Source organism: Methylobacterium sp. P3_A11 (genome assembly GCF_056403155.1).
Window position 1 is genome coordinate 1 of the sequence record NZ_JBFUGA010000121.1, and the last position, 16,015, is coordinate 16,015.

The following is a 16,015-nucleotide window of genomic DNA, read 5'->3' on the forward strand; positions in this document are numbered from 1 at the left end:
GTGGACCAATGGCCAGGTCGAGCGCATGAACCGGACCCTCAAGGACGCGACCGTCAAGCGCTACCACTACGACAGCCACGACCAACTGCGGGAACACCTCGCCGCTTTCCTGGATGCCTACAACTTCGCCCGGCGGCTCAAGACCCTACGCGGCCTCACGCCATACGAAGCGACCTGCCGAGCCTGGGCAGACGACCCAGGCCGGTTCAGATACGACCCAACCCATCTCACCTCGGGACTGAACACCTAAGGATCGAGGCAAACCTGATCATTTCACCTCGCTGACATGAAAACTTACGCAATCCGCCTGCCTTAACCGGTGAGAACGTCACCGACGCGTAGCAGCCGATGCCACTCGCGTGGAAAGTAGTGCAGCAAGACCCGAAGAAGCTCACCTGCTGCTCCTGCGGAGCGTTACGGCAGGCCCCTGCCCCGTTCGACGTCCTGCCGTGGGGTTTGACCGTCTCGAACCTGTTGGACTTGGCGATTTTCGAGAGGTACGGCAGCACGACCCCCGGAAGCAACAGGCGGATCGATACGTCTGTCAGGGCGAACCGCGACCCTTTTCGAGCCGCAGACACGCGTGGCCGGTTTTCATTTACATGCCGACGACAGGTCGGTGCCGATCCCGCCTGAGGGCAAGACGGCTTCAAAGTGGCGTTCCAAGTCCGGTATTGGCCGATTTTGTTGAAAAACTCGGGGCCGGGTCGATTCAACGCCGTGAACGGCGCCGGCCGGAGAAGATCCTACTCTTGAACGTTTAGAACACAATGCAGGAATGGGGTCGTGCTGTCCGCAAGAGACAAACTTTCTCTCGGGCGCCACCTTTGATGACGCTTGAAGCGCTGTCTCCGAGTTTTTCAACAAAATCGGCCGAAAGTTGCCGGTCTGCTTCCAATCGGGCAAGGCGGTAAAACGGACATTCTGCGCAGCTCGGATGAACCAGGCAAAAGAGCCTGGGTGGTGGCACGGACTCCCGTTGACGGTGGCCATTCTCACCCCACACCGCCGCTTTCTCGCGACCTTGCTGGCAATTCCTGGCGCCGCCGCTCTCGGCGGCTGTGACCGCTTCGCCGGGACCGACGTCGGCCGCGTCTCGAGAATGCCTGCCGGTCGGTGAAGTCACCGTTCGATTGTCATGCGCAGTCGCCGACATGATGCGACGTCGCGCTTTTCCTCTGCGGTCACAGGGATCACGATCAAGCGAAGCGGGGCTCATTGCGGCTCCCCCCGGAACCTGCGGAAGGAAACATCCAATGGTTGGGCAACCGCGCTGTATCGCCTTCGTCGGCCCCTCGCAGAGCGGCAAGAGTCTGCTGCTCGACGCGCTGATACGGCGATGCGAGCCCGGCCAATCCAGCAGCGCAAACGAGAGCCGGTCGGTACAGCCGGAGCCGACTGGCCGTGCATACGCGATCAGCACCGAGCCGACGCTGACCGCTCTACGGTTCCTTGACGACGACTTCACCCTCGTCGACTGCCCGGGTTCGGTCGAGTTCGCGCAATCCGGCGAAGCTGTTCTGGACGTGTGCGATATGGCTGTCGTCGTCTGCGAGGCGGACGAACGTCGGCTCCCCGCCCTGCAGGTCGTCCTACACGGGCTTGAGCAGCGCGGGGTCCCGCACCTCTTGTTCGTCAACAAGATCGACACGGCGACGCAAGGCCTGCGCGAGACCCTGGCCGCGCTGCAGTCCGTGTCGCGCATCCCGCTCCTGCTGCGGCAGATCCCCATATGGCGCGACGGAACAGCGGCCGGCTTCATCGACCTCGCTCTCGAACGCGCGTTCATCTACCGCGATCAGGCGCCGAGTACCCGGATCGATTTGCCGGACGGAGAGCTGCCTCGGGAGAAGGAAGACCGGTTCACGCTCCTAGAGCGTCTCGCCGATCACGACGACATCTTGATGGAGCAGCTCATCACCGACGCCGAGCCGGCGCGCGACCGCGTCATGGCAGACCTCGCCCGGGAGTTGCGGACCAGTCAGGCGGTCTCCGTGCTCATCGGGTCCGCGCAACGCGGCAACGGCCTCCTCCGGTTGCTCAAGACACTCCGGCACGAAGCTCCGCGCATCGCCGGCGCGCGTGCGCGCATCGGCTTGCCCGACGACGGCCCCTCGGTCGCGCAGGTGATCCTGACGCGGCATTCCGCCTTCGGCGGCAAGATCTCGGTATGCCGGGTGTTGTGTGGCAGCTTCCGGGAGGGTGATGCCGTCTCGGCAGGCCAGGGCACGACGACGCGGATCGGCGGATTCCTCGCTGCCGATAGGTCCCAGAGCGGCAAGATCCCCTCGGCCGACGCGGGCGAGACATGCGGTTTCACCCGGCTCGAGGGTATCGCGACCGGACAGCGGTTCTCGACGCAGGCGTTGGACGACCGGGGTAGCCTGCCCATTCCTCAGCAAGTCTATGCGACCGCGATTCAGCTGCGGGATCGGAAGGATGACGTGCGCCTCAACGCCGCGCTCGCCAAGCTCGTCGAGGAAGATCCCGGCTTGAAGGTGGAGCACCGGGCGGATCTGGAGGAGGTCAGGCTCCTCGGCCAAGGCGACATGCACCTGAGAGTCGCGATCGAGCGGCTGTCCGACCGGTTCGGTGTGCGGGTGAGGCGCGGTCAGCCGAAGGTGGATTACCGCGAGACGATCAGAAAGCCCGCCAGCGGACACGGGCGGCACAGGAAGCAGACCGGCGGCCACGGATAATTCGCGGACGTTACCCTGGCCGTCCGGCCACTGCCGCGCGGCGAAGACTTCGTGTTCGAGGACGCGGTTGTCGGTGGCGCGGTGCCGCGCAAGTTTATCCCATCGGTCGAGGCCGGGGCACGCGCCTATCTGCGGCGGGGTACCCTCGGCTTTCCGGTCGAGGATCTCGCGGTGACGCTGACCGATGGCGCCTTCCACGCGGTCGACTCGTCGGACGCCGCATTTCAGGCTGCCACGCGCTTGGCCCTCGACGACGCTTTAGCGAAGGCGGAACCCGTCCTGCTCGAGCCCGTATGGGCGATCGAGCTCGTGACGCCGTCATCCGCGACCGCAAAGGCTACGGGTCTGGTCACGAGCCGCCGGGGCCAGATCCTGGGCTTTGATGCGCGGCCCGATTGGGCCGGCTGGGACGTGTTGAACGCCCTAATACCAGAGGCGGAAACATCGGATCTCATTGTCGAGCTCCGGTCGCTGACCGGCGGCGTCGGCAGCTTCACGGCTCGCTTCGATCATCGCGCTGAGCTGACCGGCCGACCGGCAGAGCTGCTGCTGCATCGAGCCTGAATGGGGAAGCATGACCAATCGCGCCTTTGGGTAATGGCGAGAGCTACACATCCTAGGTCACGGCCACGCTGATCGTGATCAGTCCAAAGTTGCCACTCCGGAGTGCGGCCTGAGGCGGCTGAGCGGCCGAGATGGGCGCAAAGCCGAGCGTCCGGTTTTGCGCACAGTAGCGGTCTGGATTGGCGTATGCTGGCCGAAAGCAGCCTGTCCGCTTCGAAGGAGTACCATTGAAAAAACGGACGGGCCCCTATCGACCCAACACCGCCATTTATGCGCCGCTGAGCAAATCCCGAAACCGGACGTTTGCTCCGTCAATTCCAGGACGGCAAAGTGCCTCCCCGGGCAGATCGTGCCGGACTGTCTTTACACGGATTGCCTCGGCCGGGGGGCATCTCCAACGATCATCAGGCGGAAGCGGCCGCCCGGATGCGCAGGTCTCGGTCTGAGGACACCATTCCGGCCCTTGACCTTCCAACGGTGGGAAGCCCCATCTCGTCGGGACATCGTCCGAAGGAGAGCGTCATGATCCATTTGAAGGTCGAGAAAATGGGCTGCGGCGGCTGCGCCAAGTGCGTGACCCGCGCCGTGCAGGCCATCGAGCCGAACGCAGGCGTCGAGGTCGACCTCGGGGCGAAGCTGGTCACCGTGTCGGGAACCACGGGATCGGCCGACCGGATCGCCCGGGCCATCGCAGAGGCCGGCTATCCGGCCGAGCCCGCCTGAGCCAAGCGCAACCAACCGGCGCGTTCGCCGTTCCTGAGACCGTCGGCCGGACTTTCGCGCCGGCCCGGAATTTGGCATCTTGGATTCGTGACGTTCTGGCTCGCCCTCCGGCGACTGTTGCCGCTCCTGGCGGTCCTCAGTCTCGCCCTGACGCCGGTGACCGCTCCCGCGGCCACCGCGGGCATGCACGCCGCGATGCCGGCCGCCGTCCACGACCATCACGGCCACGCCATGCCTGTCATGGTCATGGCCGACGACGGCTCCGGTCGGATCGACATGGCGGATATGGCCATGAACGACATGCCCTGTTGTCCGCACGAGAAGGCGGCCAAGCCGGACTGCGCCAAGGGCTGCCCGCTGATGGCGCTGTGCCTCGCCCCCGTCGCCTCGCTCCTGCCCACGGCGGTCGTCCTCCCGGCGCCCGTCGGAACGCGGGCGGCCTTGGCCTGGCCCGCGGCACCCCCGTTCGCGAGCGTGCACGGGACGCCGCTACCCGAGCCTCCCCGAGCCTGAACCCGATGCCGCCGGCGTGAGCGCCGGCACGATGCCGCGCGCCTGCGCGCCGGCACCCATCGCGTTCAGGAGATGACACCCGTGACCAAGAACACCCTCGCGCGCCCGCCCTCGGCGGCGCTGCTCGGTGCCGTGCTGTCGGTGCCGGCTCTCACCTCGTCCGCATTCGCGGACACCAAGGACTACCAGTTCCAACTCGTCCAGCAGGAGGCCAAAGTCGGCGATGCCGTCCTCGCCGTCCGGCTGGTGGACAAGCGCAGCGGCAAGCCGGTGACCGACGCCGTGGTCTTCGCCAAGCGGCTCGACATGGCCCCCGACGCCATGGAGGAGATGGCCACCAAGGTCGAGCAGGTGCCCTCGACCGAGCCCGGCATCTACCGCTTCAAGGCCCATCTCGGAATGCAGGGCCGCTGGCGCCTGTCGCTGGCCGCGAAGGTCCAGGGCGAGACCGGCACGGTCGAGGACAAGCTGATCATCCAGGCCGGGAAATGAACCGGTCCGCATGGCTCGCCGGGGCCCTCGCCGCGCTCGCGGCGGGGTCCGCCGGGTATTGGACCGGGCACGACGGTCCCGCCGTGTCCGACCTTGCGGGTCGAGTGGCGGGGAGCCTGCCGACCGCGCTCGTGGACAGGGCGCGGGACGGCCTCGCTCGCCTGGTGCCGTCGGCGCCGGTGTCGGCGGCGGCTCGTCCCGCCGCCCCGTCCGGCCCGGTCGTCTACTACCGGGACCCGGACGGGAAGCCGGTCTACTCGCTCGCGCCGATGGTCACGGGGGACGGTCGGGAGTTCCGGGCAGTCCACGCCAGCGAGGACGTGCGCTTCGACGTGGAGGACGCCGAGGCCACGGCCATGCCCGCCGGCATGGCGGCTCAAGACATGGGCAAGGACGGTATGGGCAAGGGCGGCATGGCGGCCGGGGCGGCCGGGCCTGGCCCGGGCAATCGGCGCGTCCTGTACTACCGCAACCCCATGGGGCTGCCAGACACCTCGCCGGTGCCGAAGAAGGACTCGATGGGGATGGACTACATCCCCGTCTACGCGGGCGAGGACGAGGGCGGGAACGTCGTGACCGTCTCGCCCGGCAAGGTCCAACGCACCGGCGTGCGGACCGAGGTCGTGGACCGGCGGGTCGTGGCGCAGCCGGTGCGCGTGCCCGGCACGGTCGCCCTCGACGAGCGGCGCGTGACCGTCATCGCGACCCGGTCCGACGCCTACGTCGACCACGTCGAGAACGTCACCACCGGCGACCGCGTCCGTAAGGGACAGGCGCTGGTCCACGTCTACTCGCCCGAGATCAACGCGGCCGCGGCCCAGCTCATCGCCAACCCGGGGTTCGACGGGGCGCGCCGCAGGCTCCAGAACCTGAACGTCTCAGAGGCCGTCATCGACGAGATGGAGCGCACCCGGAAGGTGCCGATGGCCATCACCTGGTCCTCTCCGCGCGACGGCCTCGTCCTGCAGCGGACCGCCGTCGAGGGCATGAAGGCCGCCGCCGGCGACACCCTGTTCCGGATCGGCGACATCTCGACGATGTGGGTGTTGGCCGACGTGCCCGAGCGCGACCTCGCCGCGGTGCGCGTGGGCCAGCCCGTCACCGTCCGCCTTCGCTCGGCCCCGGGGAAGACCTTTTCCGGCAAGGTCGCGGTGATTTACCCTCAGGTGAACGCCGACACCCGAGCGACGCGGGTGCGCATCGAGCTGCCGAACCCGGACGGCTCGCTGCTGCCCGACATGTACGCCGAGGTCCAGATCGACACCGGCGACGCCAAGCCGGTGGTGGCGGTCCCCGACGACGCCGTCATCGACACCGGCGAACGCCAGGTCGTGCTCCTCGACCGGGGCGAGGGCCGATTCGAGCCCAAGGAGGTGAAGGTCGGCGTCCGCGGCGAGGGCTTCACCGAGATCCGGGACGGCGTCTCGGCCGGCGACCGGGTGGTCACGGCGGCGAACTTCCTCATCGACGCCGAGAGCAACCTCAAGGCCGCGCTCCAGTCCCTGGCCGCCCCGAAGGACGGCCGGCAGGCCGCGAACGCGGGAGGCAGGCCGTGATCGCGCGACTCATCGGCTGGTCCGCCCGCAACCTCGTCCTCGTGCTGGTCGGGACCGTGTTCGCGGTCGCGGGCGGCGTGCTCGCGCTGCGGACGCTGCCGCTTGACGCCATCCCCGACCTCTCGGACGTGCAGGCCATCGTCTACACCGAGTATCCGGGCCAGGCGCCCCAGGTGGTCGAGGACCAGGTCACCTATCCGCTAACCACCGCCATGCTGACGGTGCCGAAGGCGAAGGTGGTCCGCGGCTTCTCGTTCTTCGGTGTGTCCTTCGTCTACGTGATCTTCGAGGACGGCACCGACCCTTACTGGGGCCGGTCCCGGGTGCTGGAGTACCTGAACGCGGCGGCGAACCGCCTGCCTGCCGGCGTGACGCCGACGCTGGGACCCGACGCGACCGGCGTGGGCTGGGTCTACCAATACGTCGCCGTGGCGAAGGAGCGGACCCTCGCGGAGCTGCGCTCGCTCCAGGACTGGGTCGTGCGGTTCGGCGCTTCGCGGGCCGAAGGCGTGGCCGAGGTCGCGGGCGTCGGCGGCTTCGTGAAGCAGTACAACGTCGTCGTCGACCCGAACCGCCTGCGAGCCCAGGGCATCTCCCTCAACAAGCTTCGGGACGCGATCCGCACGAGCAATGCCGACGTCGGCGGCCGCACGGTCGAACTGTCCGAGTTCGAGTTCATGGTGCGCGGCCGCGGCTACCTGAGGAGCATCGCCGACATCGAGAACATCGTCCTCAAGACCGCCGGCGGCACGCCGCTGCGGGTCCGGGACGTCGCCCGCGTCGAACTCGGGCCGGACGAGCGGCGCGGCATCACCGAGATGAACGGCGAGGGCGAGGTCGCGGGCGGCATCGTCCTACAGCGCTTCGGCGCGAACGCCCTCAGCGTCATCGAGGGGGTCAAGGCGAAGCTCGCCGAGGTGGCCAAGAGCCTGCCGGCCGGCACCGAGATCCTGCCGGTCTACGACCGCTCGCAACTCATCGAGGCGGCCATCGACACCCTGCGGCACACGTTGGTCGAGGAGAGCATCGTCGTCTCCCTGGTCTGCGTGGTGTTCCTCCTGCACATCCGCAGCGCGCTCGTGGCCATCCTGATGCTGCCGGTCGGCATCCTGATGGCGCTCGCGGGCATGAAGGCGCTCGGAATCGGCGCCAATATCATGAGCCTCGGCGGCATCGCCATCGCGGTCGGCGCCATGATCGATGCCGCCATCGTCATGATCGAGAACGCCCACAAGCACCTGGAGCGGGCGCCGCCGGGCAAGCCCCGGGGCGAGATCCTGGTCGAGGCCGCGAGCGAGGTCGGGCCGTCGCTGTTCTTCTCGCTCCTCGTCATCACGGTGAGCTTCCTGCCGATCTTCACCCTGGAGAGCCAGGAGGGGCGGCTGTTCGGGCCGCTCGCCTACACCAAGACCTTCGCCATGGCGGCGGCCGCGCTCCTGTCGGTGACGCTCGTCCCGGCGCTGATGGTGCTGTTCGTGCGCGGGCGGATCGTCCCGGAGCACCGCAACCCGCTCAACCGCCTGCTCATCTGGCTGTACCGGCCCCTCATCGCGGGCGTGCTGCGGGCGCGGGTGCTCACCATCCTGCTCGCCGTGGGCGTGCTGGCGGCGACAGTCTGGCCCGCCCGGCAGCTCGGCTCCGAGTTCATGCCCGACCTCGACGAGGGCAGCCTGCTCTACATGCCGACCACCCTGCCGGGGATCTCGGTGACCAAGGCCGGCGAGCTGCTGGCGACCCAGGACCGGATCATCAAGTCCTTTCCCGAGGTCGCCTCCGTCTACGGGAAGGCGGGCCGCGCCAACACGGCCACCGACCCGGCGCCCATGGAGATGTTCGAGACGGTCATCGCCCTGAAGCCAAAGGCGGAGTGGCGCCCCGGCGTCACCCTCGCCAGCCTCAAGGAGGAGATGGACAAGGCGCTGCAGTTCCCCGGCGTGTCGAACGCCTGGACGCAGCCGATCCGCGCCCGCATCGACATGCTCTCGACCGGCATCCGTACGCCGGTCGGCATCAAGGTCCTCGGGACCGACCTCAAGCAGATGGAGGGGGTCGCCCGGCAAGTCGAGGCAGTCGTCCGGGCGGTGCCGGGCACGTCGAGCGCCTACGCCGAGCGGGTGATCGGCGGCTACTTCCTCGACATCACCCCCGACCGGGAGGCGCTGGGCCGTTACGGGCTGATGGTCGGCGACGTGCAGGACGTCATCGCGACGGCGCTCGGCGGGCAGGCCGTGACGAACACGGTCGAGGGGCGGGAGCGCTACACCGTCAACGTGCGATACCCGCGCGCCTTCCGCTCGGACCCGCGCGCCATCGCCGATGAGGTGCAGGTGCCCCTGCCGGCCGGCGGCACGGTGCCCCTGCGCGAGGTGGCCAAGGTGGAGATGACGCGGGGGCCGACCTCGATCCGAACCGAGAACGGGCAGCTCGCGGTCTACATTTTCGTCGACATCGCCGGACGCGACCTCGGCGGCTACGTGGCCGAGGCGCGCAAGGCCGTGGCCGACGAGGTGACGCTGCCCCAGGGCACAACGCTCCAGTGGAGCGGGCAATACGAGTACCTGGAGCGGGCCGAGGCGCGGCTTCGGATCGTCGTGCCGCTGACGCTGCTCGTCGTCTTCCTACTCCTCTTCCTGAACTTCCGGCGGCTGACCGAGACGCTCATCGTGATGCTGTCGCTGCCGTTCGCCTTGGTCGGCGGGGTGTGGCTGCTGTGGTGGATGGGCTTCAACATGTCGGTAGCCGTCGCGGTGGGATTCATCGCGCTCGCCGGCGTCGCCGCCGAGACGGGGGTGATCATGCTGGTCTACCTCGACCACGCCTGGGACGAGGTGCGGGCCGGGTGCAGCCGCGAGGAGCGCCCCCCGACGCGGGCGGACCTGCGCGGCGCCATCATGGTCGGCGCGGTCGAGCGGGTACGGCCCAAGATGATGACGGTGGTCGCCATCATGGCCGGTCTCGTCCCGATCCTATGGAGCACCGGCTCGGGCTCGGAGGTCATGCAGCGCATCGCCGTGCCGATGATCGGCGGCATGGTCTCCTCCACCGCGCTGACCCTCGTGGTGGTCCCCGCCGTCTACGCGCTCGTGAAGGGCTGGACGCTGCCGCCGGGCAACCAATCCCAGGCGACGGCCGTCGAGGAGCCGACACATCACCGGGTCGCCGCCGAGTAGCGACGCCGGCGCCCCAACCTGCATCGAAGGAGCAACTCATGCCGTCACCGGCCCGCAAGGCCGTCCTCTACCGGATGGTCACGCCCGAGCACACCTGCCCCTACGGCCTGAAGGCCAGGGACCTCCTCGAACGCCAGGGCTTCGCGGTCGATGACCATTGGCTGACCACGCGCGAGGAGATCGACCGGTTCAAGGACGAGCACCACGTCAAGTCGACGCCGCAGACCTTCATCAACGGCGAGCGGGTCGGCGGCTTCGACGATCTCCAGCACCACTTCGGCAAGGCCGCCAACGACCCGAGCAAGCCGACCTACACGCCCGTCATCGCGGTGTTCTCGATGACGGCGCTGATGGCCCTGGCGGCGAGCCACGCCGTCTACGGCACCCCGTTCACGATGCGCGCCGCCGCGTGGTTCATCGCATTCAGCATGTGCGTGCTCGCCCTCTTGAAGCTGCAGGACGTGGAGAGCTTCTCCTCGATGTTCCTGGGCTACGACCTGCTGGGACAACGCTGGGTCCGCTACGCTTACGCCTACCCGTTCCTGGAGGGCATCGCCGGCGTGCTGATGGTCGCGGGCGCCCTGAACTGGATCTCGATCCCGGTGGCTCTGTTCATCGGCTCGGTCGGGGCGGTCTCGGTGTTCAAGGCGGTCTACGTCGACAAGCGGGACATCACGTGCGCCTGCGTCGGCGGGTCGAGCAAGGTGCCGCTCGGCTTCGTCTCGCTCACCGAGAACGTGATGATGGTCGCCATGGCCCTCTGGATGCTGGCGGTGCACCATTGAGCGCCGCCTTCGCCGCACCGGGCTGGCTCCACGCCCTCTCCGTCGCGTCCCTCTTGCTGGGTGCCGCGTGCTCGCTCGTGTTGTCGGTGCAGGTGATCCGGCACCCGCAGCACATGACGGTGATGAACGTCGTGTGGCCGGTGTGCGCCCTGTTCGGCACGCTCGCCGTGGTCTGGGCCTACTTCCGCTACGGGCGGCTCGGCACGATGGAGGCGCACCACCAGGCGATGGAGCGAAACGAGAAGCCCCCCAACATGACGCAGACGCCGTTCCCGGTGATGGTCGGAACGGGGGCGCTCCACTGCGGCAGCGGCTGCATGCTGGGCGACGTCGCCGCCGAGTGGCTGGCCTTCCTGGTGCCGGCGGTGGCGGTCTGGTTCGGCTGGCACTCGCTGTTCGAGGAGAAGATCTACGCGGTCTGGGTGCTGGATTTCGTCTTCGCCTACGCGCTCGGCATTGTGTTCCAGTATTACGCCATCGTGCCGATGCGGGGGCTCTCGCCGGGCGAGGGACTGGTCGCCGCGATCAAAGCCGACACCCTGTCGCTGATATCGTGGCAGGTTGGCATGTACGGCTTCATGGCCTTTGCTCAGTTCGTCCTATTCCCGCACCTCGTGGGGGACCGGGCGCCGGTGAACTCGGTCGAGTTCTGGGCCGCCATGCGGGTCGCAAAGGTGGCGGGCTTCCTGACCAGCTACCCGGTGAACTGGTGGCTCGTCAGTGCCGGCATCAAGGAGCGGATGTAGGTCGGAGGTCTGCTTTATGAGTTTGAAGCCCAAGAGCTGACCGGCGGGAAACCACCCATCACAGACGTTCATACAGGCTATCTAGAACGGCGGGATCTGGCCGAAAACGGCCCGTCCGCTTCGGGAACGGTGGGATGATGAAGCAGACGCGCTGCTTCCGTGCCATTGCTGCCCCTTTGGAGGTCGGGTCGGCCCACCTATAGTCGGAACTGGCGTTCCTCACGGATCGGAGCCAGCCATGAACACAATCACGCGCCGCACCTTCGGCCTCTGCTGTGCCAGTCTCGCCACAGCTTCGCTGCCCGCATCAAGCGCGCCATCTCCTACAATCACGCTCCCGGACGGCACGGCGGTCCCCTCGCTCGGGCAGGGCTCGTGGCATCTCGGCCAAGGTCGACACTCGCCGGCTGCAGAAGAGGAAGCGCTGCGCCTCGGCCTTTCGCTCGGGATGACGCTCATCGACACGGCGGAGGTCTATGGCGATGGCAGGGCCGAGCAACTCGTCGGACGCGTGATCGCCGGGCAGCGCGAACGCGTCTTCCTAGTGTCGAAAGTTCATCCGGCGCACGCCACGGCAGCGGGCATCCTTAGCGCCTGCGCCGCGAGCCTGTCGCGCCTCGGCACGGATCACCTCGACCTCTACCTGCTTCATTGGCGCGATGGGGTGAAGGATCTGACAGAGGTCGTCGACACTTTCGAGCGGCTATGTGCCGACGGCCATATCCGCCGCTGGGGCGTCTCGAACTTCAGCGTCACCGACATGGATGACCTGTTCCGTGTCGCGTCCGGGAAGCGCTGCGCGACCAATCAGGTGGCCTACAGTCTGGTTGATCGGAAAGCCGAGCGCGAACTGCTTCCCTGGTGCGCACAGCACCGCATGCCAATTATGGCCTATTCTCCGCTTGGTGGTCAGAGCTCTGAAGTCCTGCGGCACCCGGCCGTGCTGCGGGTTGCCTCGGCGCATGAGCGGGCGCCAGCGGCCGTCGCCTTGGCGTGGGTGCTGCGCCGGGGACAAGCCATCGCAATCCCGGAATCGGGTTCGCCCTCTCACGTGCGGGAGAACGCGGCCGCCATGACTCTGGAGTTGACCTCCGAGGAGTTGCAGTCCTTGGATGCGGCTTTCCCCGCCTAAGGCTTTCATGAATTCTTCCTCGCCACGGCAATCAGGAGGTGGTCGAACTTGGAGCGCCCATACGTGAGGCCCACATAGACTTGCCCGGTCTCGGCACCTCGGCCGCGCGGCAGGGTGTCATGCGGGAAGCTGTCGAGAGCGGGGCCACATCTTACTTGAGCCAAAGAGCCGTTTGCTCCCGTGCGGCAACCTGAACCGAGGAGTCGTTATGGCACTTGTCACGTACCAGATCGTCGAGCACGATGGGGGTTGGGCCTACAAGGTTGGAGATGTGTTCTCCGAGACCTTCCCAACCCGGCGCGACGCTCATGCGGCCGCTGCACGTGCCGCGGCGGAGCAGCGAGCCCCGGATGACGATACGGTGATCAGCTACGAGGATGAGCAGTATCAATGGCACGACGAGACCGTGCGAGGAAGTGATCGGCCGCAGACGAATGTAGAAGACTGATCGTGATAGATCGCAGCCTGCGGTGTGCTTTCTGGAGTGTCCGCGGCCGGCTCGATCAGCAGGCATGGGGCAACCGACGACCTGTTCTGCGCCTGAACGAAGATGATTAACCAGGTGTGCGCCAAGCGGCTCGCTGGGAATGTGGCAGAAGCTTGACCGTACGCGGCGAATCGGATCTATTGACTGTGACGCTAGAGTCACAACCGTGATCGCGTCCAGAGGGGGCGTACTATGTGCGCACGCAAGGTCTTCTACATCTTCAGCAGAGTCGGTCGAGCCAACGAGTTTTGCGCGGTTCGGCAGGACCAGCCGATCCCGAGCTTCCTAGATGGCGTGAGCTGGGAGTTCTCCAGAATTGTCAACGTCCCAGTCGAGAAGCTGCTGGGCTTCGATCCCGAAGATGCCGACGCTGCCACGCGGAAAGCGGGTGTGCACTACTTCCAGCGCGAGTTCAGCTTCGCCGTCAGCTGGCGGGATCTGGAAGCGGCATGAAGTTGAGTCTCACGCCGTCTGAATCGCGCTCACCCGGCGCGGAGAAGTGGCAAAGTCCTGTGAGCACAGGGACGCCGTCTGGTCGTCCACAAGCTTGGCCAGCGACACTGGATATTGCGGCGGTTCGCTCTGACTGGGTCGCCGCCCTCCTTTGAAATCTGCGAAGGCGCAGCAATCGTGCAAGGATGGTCAAGGTCGCTCGCGGGGCGGCACAGCCCGCCGTCGAGGCCGCCGTCACGTCCTGCCTCGAGGCCTGCACTTGCTCCCTTCGATTGCCGCGCGAGCCTGACGGGGCACTCGTCGAACTCGCTCCACTCAGCGCAACTCGTGCCTCTCGATCTTGAAGAACTCGGTCTCGGACTGCGCGACGACGTCGCTTCCGCGTGGTCAGCGGTCGAAATTGGTGCCGGCGTGCATGCTGGCGGCTGACCCAACGAGCCGCGGTTGCAAACTCCTGACTCTCAGGAGAATAGTAAATCGCGAGCAGAGCTGCGCCGTTCTGCACAGCTGACGTGGGTCAGTTTGCGCGCGATGCGACCTAGCTTCTGACTAGCTACCAAACTTATCGAGGTTTAGCACCTCGCGAGTTCGTCAGGCCGCCGATTGAATGCTCAGCTTGCGCAGCCTCCGGCCCTTGATGCGCGTTGGTGATGATGCAGGCTCATTTCCAGTCCGAACCAGCCGTCATGCCGAATTACTCCCGCGCCCGGATCAGCATGGTCCATGTGCAGATCGTTCGACACGGCCTGCGGGATAAGGACGTGCTGCAGGCTATGCAGAGCGTCCCGCGCGAGGCATTCGTCGAGCTGGGCTTCGAGGAGTTCGCGTATGAGGATCGGCCGCTGCCCATCGGCGACGGCCAAACGATCTCGCAGCCCTACATCGTCGCCCTGATTATTGAAGCCGCTGAACTCGGGCCACGCGATCGTGTGCTGGAAGTGGGGGCGGGCTTTGGCTACGCGGCAGCTGTCGCGAGCCGTATCGCCGAGAAGGTCTACGCGATCGAACGTCACCCATCGCTGAGTGATGCCGCGCAGCGGCGCTTCAAGCGGCTCGGCTACGGCAACATCAAGCTGCGCGTCGGCGACGGCACGAGAGGCTGGCCGGAGGTCGCCCCGTTCGATGTGATCTTGGTCTCCGCGGGCAGCCCAGGAGTGCCGCGAGCGTTCAGGGAGCAGCTCACGATAGGCGGTCGCCTCGTCATCCCCGTCGGCGACGCGCACGAACAGCGGCTCCTGAAGCTCACCCGCAGGGGCGAGCGTGACTACGAAAAAGAGGAGTGCGGTGCCGTCAGGTTCGTGCCGCTGATCGGTGAACAGGGCTGGGTGGAGGACGGCCGATTTCCGGCTTCCGATCACTTGTCTGTCCAGTCCCACGGCAAAAGCGTACCAGGGATCAACGCGGACGCATCCGAGCCACCTCCCGACATCGACGATCAAGCTGGCGGCATGAGGTGGCTTTATACGCACTGGCACAGCCGGCTACGTTTTCCCGTGAAGCGTGCATCTGAGAGTTCGGTCGAGCGCAGCATACCGGTGCAGACACTTGAGCAGGTGCAGTAAGCCGGATGGGTGCAGAGCCGCAAAACGATCCAACGTATCCAGACGGGGTAAGCTATCCGCCAGCACCCTGGCACCTCTACGGCACCGCCTACCTCTCGCTGTGGCAAATCAGAGCCTCACGTCTGCCGGAGGCCAGCCTGTCACGAGATGTGCGGCCCAGGACGGTGCTCGGACGCGTCTTGGTTGGCACCGCCTTCGCTGTTTACGAGCCTAGCGGCATGTTGGCCTATGATGAGTTGCTGCTGGCGGTGCAGGTGTGCGGCAGCCCCCTGTCGGTGAGCGTGCCCTTGATCTGGGTTGATCATCCGGCCTCAGTAGCGGGAGCCCGCGCGCTGTGGAGCATCCCCAAGCAGGAAGCCGCCTTCGAGGTGCGGCGGGATCACCCCGCCGAGGAATCCGACTTCGAGGCGAGAGCATTGACAACACAGGGACTGCCGCTCGCGCACCTTCAATTTCGGAGTCGAGCGACGATCCCCGGGCGATGGCCCGTCCGCACCAGTGTCGTGCAGCATCCACTGAACAATGGCGGTGGCTGCAAGCCCCAAGTCACCGAGGCAAGGGCTTGGGCGCGGGTCTCGTTTGGGGCGGCGACCTGGAACTTTCCACGTCCGGGGCCGCTCAGGTTCCTTCGCGGGCGCAGCCCACTCACGAGCCTTCGGCTGACCGACATGTCGCTCCGGATCGGCTCATCCTGAACCGAAAAGTCCTCTCGGACGTCACGCTTCTGGGCAGTCTAATCGGGTGGACCTGAACGACCGATGGTGGCCGAAAGCAGCCTGTCCGCTTCGAAGGAGTACCATTGAAAAAACGGACGGGCTCCTATCGACCCGACGCGGTCATGCCGCGATACGGATTGCTTTCCTGCTAGCAGACACTCCACTAGCCCGATGCGGATCAATCGAGCCGAATTGGCTGATCTCGGGACCTTTCTCGCCATCGCGCGCCACCGCAGCTTCCGGCGAGCGGGTCTGGAGCTTGGCGTCAGCGCCTCCGCTCTCAGCCATGCGCTCAAGGCGATGGAGGCGCGCCTCGGCGTCCGCCTTATCAATCGCACCAGCCGCAGCGTCAAACTAACCGCAGCGGGGGAAGATCTGCTGGCTTCCCTGGATGCTCCGTTCGCGGCGATCGGCTCA

At 66.6% G+C, this 16,015-nt stretch carries 16 protein-coding genes and 1 pseudogene; all 17 read left to right on the forward strand.

Annotated elements, in window-relative coordinates; translation table 11 throughout:
• On the forward strand, positions 1–250 hold a 250-nt coding region (locus tag AC1DXK_RS26430; RefSeq protein WP_457107527.1), incomplete at its 5' end, for an integrase core domain-containing protein.
• Between the two features lie 1,006 nt (positions 251–1,256).
• Positions 1,257–2,699: an elongation factor G gene (locus tag AC1DXK_RS26435; RefSeq protein WP_457107528.1), complete on the forward strand. Its 1,443-nt coding sequence runs from the start codon at positions 1,257–1,259 to the stop codon at positions 2,697–2,699.
• 12 nt (positions 2,700–2,711) lie between these two features.
• Positions 2,712–2,960: pseudogene (locus AC1DXK_RS26440) on the forward strand (elongation factor G); the annotation flags it as partial.
• Entirely contained in the window at positions 2,940–3,263 is a 324-nt protein-coding gene (locus tag AC1DXK_RS26445; RefSeq protein ID WP_457107570.1) for a hypothetical protein, read from the forward strand. The pseudogene AC1DXK_RS26440 and the gene AC1DXK_RS26445, both read left to right, overlap by 21 nt.
• A 522-nt stretch (positions 3,264–3,785) precedes the next feature.
• Positions 3,786–3,986 (forward strand): heavy-metal-associated domain-containing protein, encoded by a 201-nt coding sequence (locus AC1DXK_RS26450; RefSeq protein ID WP_477299456.1) that lies wholly within the window; start codon positions 3,786–3,788, stop codon positions 3,984–3,986.
• Positions 3,987–4,073: 87 nt separating this feature from the next.
• Positions 4,074–4,499, forward strand: coding sequence for a hypothetical protein (locus tag AC1DXK_RS26455; RefSeq protein ID WP_457107530.1), 426 nt, complete (start codon positions 4,074–4,076; stop codon positions 4,497–4,499).
• 81 nt (positions 4,500–4,580) lie between these two features.
• The gene (locus AC1DXK_RS26460; RefSeq protein WP_457107531.1) at positions 4,581–4,991 is read left to right on the forward strand and encodes a FixH family protein; all 411 of its coding nucleotides are present in this window, start codon (positions 4,581–4,583) and stop codon (positions 4,989–4,991) included.
• Positions 4,988–6,547: an efflux RND transporter periplasmic adaptor subunit gene (locus tag AC1DXK_RS26465; RefSeq protein WP_457107532.1), complete on the forward strand. Its 1,560-nt coding sequence runs from the start codon at positions 4,988–4,990 to the stop codon at positions 6,545–6,547. The genes AC1DXK_RS26460 and AC1DXK_RS26465 overlap by 4 nt, the downstream gene beginning before the upstream one ends.
• Positions 6,544–9,717, forward strand: coding sequence for an efflux RND transporter permease subunit (locus AC1DXK_RS26470; protein WP_457107533.1), 3,174 nt, complete (start codon positions 6,544–6,546; stop codon positions 9,715–9,717). Before AC1DXK_RS26465 ends, AC1DXK_RS26470 begins: the two co-directional genes overlap by 4 nt.
• A gap of 38 nt (positions 9,718–9,755) precedes the next feature.
• Entirely contained in the window at positions 9,756–10,502 is a 747-nt protein-coding gene (locus AC1DXK_RS26475) for a MauE/DoxX family redox-associated membrane protein (RefSeq protein ID WP_457107534.1), read from the forward strand.
• Complete coding sequence (locus tag AC1DXK_RS26480) at positions 10,499–11,248, forward strand: DUF4396 domain-containing protein (RefSeq protein WP_457107535.1); 750 nt, start codon at positions 10,499–10,501, stop codon at positions 11,246–11,248. Before AC1DXK_RS26475 ends, AC1DXK_RS26480 begins: the two co-directional genes overlap by 4 nt.
• A gap of 238 nt (positions 11,249–11,486) precedes the next feature.
• Entirely contained in the window at positions 11,487–12,380 is an 894-nt protein-coding gene (locus AC1DXK_RS26485; RefSeq protein ID WP_457107536.1) for an aldo/keto reductase, read from the forward strand.
• Positions 12,381–12,588: 208 nt separating this feature from the next.
• Positions 12,589–12,828: a DUF2188 domain-containing protein gene (locus tag AC1DXK_RS26490; RefSeq protein WP_457107537.1), complete on the forward strand. Its 240-nt coding sequence runs from the start codon at positions 12,589–12,591 to the stop codon at positions 12,826–12,828.
• A 231-nt stretch (positions 12,829–13,059) separates the two neighbouring features.
• Entirely contained in the window at positions 13,060–13,320 is a 261-nt protein-coding gene (locus tag AC1DXK_RS26495; protein WP_457107538.1) for a hypothetical protein, read from the forward strand.
• A 650-nt stretch (positions 13,321–13,970) separates the two neighbouring features.
• Positions 13,971–14,882 (forward strand): protein-L-isoaspartate(D-aspartate) O-methyltransferase, encoded by a 912-nt coding sequence (locus AC1DXK_RS26500; RefSeq protein ID WP_457107539.1) that lies wholly within the window; start codon positions 13,971–13,973, stop codon positions 14,880–14,882.
• Positions 14,883–15,100: 218 nt separating this feature from the next.
• A complete protein-coding gene (locus AC1DXK_RS26505) occupies positions 15,101–15,577 on the forward strand; it encodes a hypothetical protein (RefSeq protein ID WP_457107540.1) in 477 nt (158 codons plus the stop codon).
• A gap of 192 nt (positions 15,578–15,769) precedes the next feature.
• On the forward strand, positions 15,770–16,015 hold a 246-nt coding region (locus AC1DXK_RS26510), incomplete at its 3' end, for a helix-turn-helix domain-containing protein (protein WP_477299457.1).

Bases quoted from the DNA above. Each gene is read 5' to 3' on its own strand.
- AC1DXK_RS26465 (WP_457107532.1), top strand. From the start codon at position 4,988: ATGAACCGGTCCGCATGGCTCGCCGGGGCCCTCGCCGCGCTCGCGGCG.
- AC1DXK_RS26485 (WP_457107536.1), top strand. From the start codon at position 11,487: ATGAACACAATCACGCGCCGCACCTTCGGCCTCTGCTGTGCCAGTCTC.
- AC1DXK_RS26495 (WP_457107538.1), top strand. From the start codon at position 13,060: ATGTGCGCACGCAAGGTCTTCTACATCTTCAGCAGAGTCGGTCGAGCC.
- AC1DXK_RS26435 (WP_457107528.1), top strand. From the start codon at position 1,257: ATGGTTGGGCAACCGCGCTGTATCGCCTTCGTCGGCCCCTCGCAGAGC.
- AC1DXK_RS26450 (WP_477299456.1), top strand. From the start codon at position 3,786: ATGATCCATTTGAAGGTCGAGAAAATGGGCTGCGGCGGCTGCGCCAAG.
- AC1DXK_RS26475 (WP_457107534.1), top strand. From the start codon at position 9,756: ATGCCGTCACCGGCCCGCAAGGCCGTCCTCTACCGGATGGTCACGCCC.
- AC1DXK_RS26490 (WP_457107537.1), top strand. From the start codon at position 12,589: ATGGCACTTGTCACGTACCAGATCGTCGAGCACGATGGGGGTTGGGCC.
- AC1DXK_RS26505 (WP_457107540.1), top strand. From the start codon at position 15,101: ATGTTGGCCTATGATGAGTTGCTGCTGGCGGTGCAGGTGTGCGGCAGC.
- AC1DXK_RS26500 (WP_457107539.1), top strand. From the start codon at position 13,971: ATGATGCAGGCTCATTTCCAGTCCGAACCAGCCGTCATGCCGAATTAC.